Source organism: Pseudoalteromonas sp. TAB23 (assembly GCF_000498075.1).
Taxonomy (GTDB): domain Bacteria; phylum Pseudomonadota; class Gammaproteobacteria; order Enterobacterales; family Alteromonadaceae; genus Pseudoalteromonas; species Pseudoalteromonas arctica.
Genome location: NZ_AUTP01000317.1, coordinates 1 through 5,855 on the forward strand (window position 1 = coordinate 1; position 5,855 = coordinate 5,855).

6 protein-coding genes are annotated in these 5,855 nt (G+C 45.3%); all 6 read left to right on the forward strand.

The annotated features are described in order from the left end of the window. Window positions 1–2,123 (forward strand): phage tail tape measure protein (locus L654_RS01000000126530; RefSeq protein WP_024608950.1); only part of this gene is annotated, 2,123 nt, incomplete at its 5' end. Then, window positions 2,123–2,452, forward strand: a complete 330-nt coding sequence (locus tag L654_RS0120775; RefSeq protein ID WP_024608951.1) for a DUF2590 family protein — start codon at window positions 2,123–2,125, stop codon at window positions 2,450–2,452. The genes L654_RS01000000126530 and L654_RS0120775, both read left to right, overlap by 1 nt. Continuing rightward, window positions 2,442–3,590 (forward strand): baseplate J/gp47 family protein, encoded by a 1,149-nt coding sequence (locus L654_RS0120780; protein ID WP_024608952.1) that lies wholly within the window; start codon window positions 2,442–2,444, stop codon window positions 3,588–3,590. Before L654_RS0120775 ends, L654_RS0120780 begins: the two co-directional genes overlap by 11 nt. Then, on the forward strand, window positions 3,583–4,386 hold the full coding sequence (locus tag L654_RS0120785) for a hypothetical protein (protein ID WP_024608953.1): 804 nt from the start codon (window positions 3,583–3,585) through the stop codon (window positions 4,384–4,386). Before L654_RS0120780 ends, L654_RS0120785 begins: the two co-directional genes overlap by 8 nt. Beyond that, on the forward strand, window positions 4,383–4,958 hold the full coding sequence (locus L654_RS0120790) for a phage tail protein (RefSeq protein WP_024608954.1): 576 nt from the start codon (window positions 4,383–4,385) through the stop codon (window positions 4,956–4,958). The genes L654_RS0120785 and L654_RS0120790 overlap by 4 nt, the downstream gene beginning before the upstream one ends. Window positions 4,959–5,184: 226 nt before the next feature. Next, a partial coding sequence (locus tag L654_RS01000000126535; protein ID WP_024608955.1) for an SUMF1/EgtB/PvdO family nonheme iron enzyme occupies window positions 5,185–5,855 on the forward strand: 671 nt, incomplete at its 3' end.

The following is a 5,855-nucleotide window of genomic DNA, read 5'->3' on the forward strand; positions in this document are numbered from 1 at the left end:
CCACCGGTGCAGAAATGCAAGCCGCGTTTTCAAACCTTGGGGCGACCGCGACAAACATTGGCTTAAGTTCAGCTCAACAATTCGCGTTAGTGGGTGAACTGCAACTGGTTGCTAAATCAGGCTCTGTGGCTGGCACGCAAGCGGCCTCATTATTACAAGGCATTGGTAAAGCACAAGATGCATTAGGCATAAAATTAACCACAGATAACGGCGACATGCTAGCAATAGACGTAGTGCTGGGGCGTATTAATAACCGCTTATCCTCTTTGGGTTCTGTAGCGCGTGGCGATGTACTCACTCAAATATTTGGTAAGCAAGGTGCAAAAGCCGTTGATGTATTGAGTACCAAAGTCGATAAGCTAAAAGACGGCATCACCGTTTTTGAAAACGTGCAAGACAGCTCCAAGGCAATTGAAATGGCCAATATTATTGCCAGCCCTTGGGATAGATTAGGCGGTTCGTTTAATGCGGCAGCTACGGCAATGGGCAGTCGTTTACTACCCGTTGTGGAACCTTTTATAGAATTACTCTCGGCAGGCTTTGCGGGTATTGTCTCGTTAACTGAGCGCTTTCCGATTTTATCCAGTGTGATTGCAACACTTGTAGTGGGTATTGTGGCGCTTATCTCTATTTATGGCGTGGTCATGTTCATGATGGGCCTTTACAAAATGGCGCTAATAACAAGTGGTGCGCTGACAATGGGTTTAACAGTGATAACTAAATTATGGCAAGGCGCACTTATTGCGTTGCGTGTATTGGGTTTTTTATCACTCATTGCAACGATGGGCGCGGCGGCCATTGCCATGGGTACATTTAAAGCAGTTATGCTCGCAGGCCAAGCGGCTACATGGTTGTTTAATGCAGCGCTTTGGGCAAACCCAATTACGTGGGTAGTAGCGGGTGTTATTGCGCTCATCGCGGCGGTTGGTGCGCTTATCTATTACTGGGATGACTTAGTGGCTGCGTTTCAAAATACCGCATGGGGAAAAGTATTAATGGCGGTGTTTGATAGTGTAAAAGCGGCCTTTAATGGGGTGATTGATAGCGTAAAATGGGTGCTCGAAAAGCTCGGTCTGATTGACGATACCGAGGCAAAAATAAAAACAGAAGCGACCTCAACACACGAAAACATTAACCGTGCTCAGCCTAGCAATTTAGTCATGCAAAATGCAGATCAAGCGTTCAGCCGCGACTACGGCCAAGCTGTGATCAACAAAGCCGCCCAAGTACCAGGCAATAAAGCCAGCACTAACTATGATGCGGTGAATGATGTTACGTATTTGAATCGAACGCAGTTAAACAAAGGTCAAACTAACAATGCTATTAACTCAACATTGCAAAGGAGTAATGCCATTGAGCAAACAAATAGCGCGTTGGCACAAACGAACACATTAAATAACCGCTATGTAAGTTCAACTGTGGCGAATAGATTAACCAATATCGCGCCTGTAAACACCGCTATTAATAACAATGCTTCTGCAAACGATGCTGCTTATTCTGCAAGCGCAACAACGCATAATGTAGTTAACCCAGCATTACAAAATAGTATTGCTACAAACCAAACAAATAAGGTTTTGGCACAAACCAGCGCAGTAACCATGGCTGCAAACAATGCTGCTTATTCAACAACAGGCAATATCAATAACAGCGCGACTAACTCAGTATTACAAAGCAGCCCAGCTACACATAACGATGTTGGCCACAATGCACAATCAACACAGTTCGTAACACAATCAGCGATAGAAAATGGCAATACACGCACAGCTAATCATTTTACTAACGCGGCCAATTCACCTGTTTATAGTCAAAAATATGAACAACTCGCCCGCTTTAATCAAGGTGCAGCGCCATTACAACGATTGGCAATGGTCAAAACAGATCAGGCAATTACTAACACAGCGAACGCGTACAGCGTTGATCCATTAAATACTGAGCAACAACACACGAATAGCTATAAAGCCAAAGTACAAAAATCAGCGTTTTTACAAAGCCTAACGAGCAGCACCAGCCAGAGCAGTTCAAGCGAGAGCGATAACAGCAAGCGTGTGCACATAGACAACTTAACGATTAAATCTGACGACTTAGCGCAAAGCTTTGAACAAATGATGGAGCTAGCAAGCTGATGAACTTTGATATTGCACTGCACATAGATTTAGCCGTTGAGGATAATGATTTTGTACTTAATGACTCGCTGACACCCACTACATTAAGTAAATCGAATGTGGTGGCGCAAGATATAAAGCATCGAATTTTAGAAAGCGGTTTACTCATAAAGCTGATTGGTCTGCGCAATAAAAACGGCATAGCGCCCATTTTAACCGAGCTCGAATTACTAACCGAGCAAGACAATCGGATTAAGCCTGGCACTATAAAAGTGTACCGAAATGACGACGGCACATTAAGTATCACCGCGCAAACGCGCCAATACGGGAGCCTACAAAGTGGACTTTAAAACCCTAATGCAAAATGCAGGTTTGCCAATGGATGAGCAAACAGCGCAAGCGCAGTGGCAAGCACAGTTAAAAAAGCAAAACATACAAGTTGCCAACAATTCACCCTTTGGCCCATTTTGGCGAACCGTTGAAGCGTTGCTAACAAAGCCAGTCGTGCAGCTGTTTAATTGGCTAGCAACGCAGCTAATGCCTGACTTATTCATTATGACAGCAAGCCGAGCTGCACTGATTGAACGCCATGGCCCTGCACGTAATGTGTTTATTCAAGCGGGCGTAAAAGCACAGGGATTATTAACGTTTACACGCGAAAGCGACAAGGGCGAAAGTTCCATTGTGGCAGGAACCGCAGTGGTAACCGATGTGCTAGGCGATAAAGTGTATAAGCTTATACTTTTACAAGATGTGTATTTTGAACAAGGGCAACGCACTGCGTATGCATTGGCTGAAGCCTATGAAACCGGTGCTGCTTATAACTTACCCGCAGAGGCTTACCGTTACTTTATACAGCAACAAGAAGGGGTCACCGTAACCAACAATGATGATTGGTTAATTAAGCCAGGCTCTGATGACGAAGACACTGAGCATTATCGCCTACGCATTCGTAACGTATTTGGTACTGCTTCCCGCTGGCATATCAATGCTGTTTACAAACAAATTATTGCTAGCTTTGCTGTACCAATAGATAACATTGAAATACTAACCAATGCACCACGTGGACCAGGCACGGCTGATGCGTATATTTACTTAGATGTTGGCCCTGTACCAACAGCACTATTGAGTGCCATTAACCAACATATTCGTACCGCAGGCCACCATGGTTTAGGGGATGACTTTATGGTTTACGCTATGGCAACCAACGGGTTTGATATCACCGCAACCTATAAGCTACATGACAACAGCCACGCTATTCAAGACGACTTAACCACGTTTATACAAGCCGCATTTCGTCAAAATGCAGCGTATACACCCACACGCGTAACGCATCAAACTGTGTTCAGCATTAGCCAATTAATAACACAGTGCCATGAACAATTTAGTGAACTGCAGTCAATCAAGTTTGATATTGACGACATAACTGCAGCCAACTGGTTACCGGTACTTACATCATTAACCGTTAATGAGGTTGCAAATGGCTAATGAAATCGCGACCTGGCTCAATAAAGGTTACGCCGAAAAACTGGTAAAAGCGGCCACAGGTTACTGGGAGCAATCGCGCGACTATGTTATGTGGGCAGTGAACCAAAAAGACGAGTTAAAAAATGAAGAGCCTGTATTAGGGTTTCTGGCATGGGAGCGCTTAACAAACCGCTTAGATGATGAGCCAATCGAGCTATACAGAAAACGCGTACAGCATGCATTAGTTAATACTATTGACGCTGGCGAAATGGCATCCGTAAGAAGTATTTTCGACCGCTTAGGGTTAGAAGTACTCAATGTGCGTGAGCGCATTGATGGGCGAGATTGGGACATTATTGCCATTGATATGTCTGACTCAACGCTTGCAGGCAACAACGATTTATTACCCGAACTTATTCAGCTGTATGGGCGAACGTGTAGGCGCTATGAATTAACCGTGCATAACAAAGCTGATGTATCACTGAGCTTAGGATTAACGCACGTACAGTGGGATAGCTGTCACATTGATCACCCACTGCATTTAGCCGCACAAAATAAAGCGCTGCAACAATACAGTTACGGTTTTACTAATTTGCAAAATGAAAGTTGCGAAGCGCCACTGTATGCAGTTACGCACGATGTAAAACACGTATTGCCATTCGAGCAGTTATATCAATTCCTAGGGTGTGACAACCTTGTAAGTAATACACATCCCCAAGCAATCACCACCGATGTACAGCATGTTATTGCCGCACATCATCACTATGGATTTTTAAGTAAAGAGGGCGGTGTAAGTATCGCCAAGGAGCCACTATGACCCAAGCGATCACCGGCATTATGACCAACGCCGGCAAAAGTTACATCACAACCCGCGCGCTGCAAAACTCAGGGCTCGATGTTAAAGAATTAGTGTTAGCAAACATTCCTAATTTAAATGAAAGCGCAGAGCGTAACCCCAATGAAAGCATGCCTAGCACACTGCAAATTATGTATCGGCGCAATATTGATACGTCAGGCTATGTTGATTCAAATACCGTGGCATGGGCCGTCATACTTGAGCAGGACGTTGGCGACTTCGACTACAACTGGATTGGGTTAGTTACACAAGACGGTACATTGCTAGCCATTGATTACTTGCCATTACAGCGCAAGCGCCAGGGCGTAAACAATGTACACAACCGCTCGTTTGTATTGAAGTTTGCAGCGGCTGCGGCATTAGCGCGTATTACTATCCCAGCCCAATCGTGGATGTTTGATTACAGCCCGCAAATTGATGCGCTAAACGCACTATCACTAACAACAGCAACCGCGCAGGTAAACAACATGTACCGCACGTTGCGTAACTTTTTCTTAATGTCAGATTTTACAGTATTTACTAAGGAACTATGATGAGCATTGAACAAATCAACGAAATCGTAACAGCGGCAGACCGTGTGGTTACAGCGGNGCGCTAGCCAGCGACTACAACAGTAAAAAAGCAGCACTTGATCAGCAAGTTGCAGCAAACTCGGCGCAACTGGCAATAGTTGCATCAGAAGGTTACCGCAAGGCAATAGAAGACGCATCAGGCGGGCGTAACACGGTAGTTATTGACGAGCAAGGTAACCCAAATGTCATGGTGCGCATCCCGCGCTTTAATTACGAAGACATTAACCAAGCAATACTCGATCGTCTTGGCGTTGACTTAATGTTGGGAGCAGGTACGCCAACTATGTTCCAACGTAATGGCGATCAAGTGGGCGAAGTGCTCATTCCAAAATACCTTGCGTCATCAGGCGCTAATGGCGGTTGCAGTGTAATTGGCGGCGTACAACCCCGTATATCAGTTAATTACGATGTAGCAAAAGCGCTGTGTAACAACAAGGGCGCAGGCTGGCACATGATGAGCATTCATGAATGGGCAGCAATTGCGCTATGGTCGCTAGCTAATGATACCGTACCACGCGGCAATACAAACTACGGCCGCAGCCACGAAAATAAATTAGAAACAGCCCGTCGTAGCGATAATGGTATCCCAGGAGATGCGTCAGGACTTGCAAGAACAGACACCGGTAAAGGCCCTGCAACATGGTCGCACGACCACACCGAATGGGGCGTTCAAGACCTAGTCGGTAACGTGTGGGAGTGGCTAGACCAAATGATGCTTAGCGAAGGCCAAGTAATCACAACGCTAGATAACAACCCAGAAATAGTAGAAGAAAACTGGATAAAGCATTCAGCGTACTTTGATTCGCCAGTCGCAAACACAGAAGGCACCGGCAGCGCTGGATCTCCTGTACTTAACAG

Coding starts and splice junctions, on each gene's coding strand:
- L654_RS0120790 (WP_024608954.1), top strand. CDS start 4,383: ATGACCCAAGCGATCACCGGCATTATGACCAACGCCGGCAAAAGTTAC.
- L654_RS0120775 (WP_024608951.1), top strand. CDS start 2,123: ATGAACTTTGATATTGCACTGCACATAGATTTAGCCGTTGAGGATAAT.
- L654_RS0120785 (WP_024608953.1), top strand. CDS start 3,583: ATGGCTAATGAAATCGCGACCTGGCTCAATAAAGGTTACGCCGAAAAA.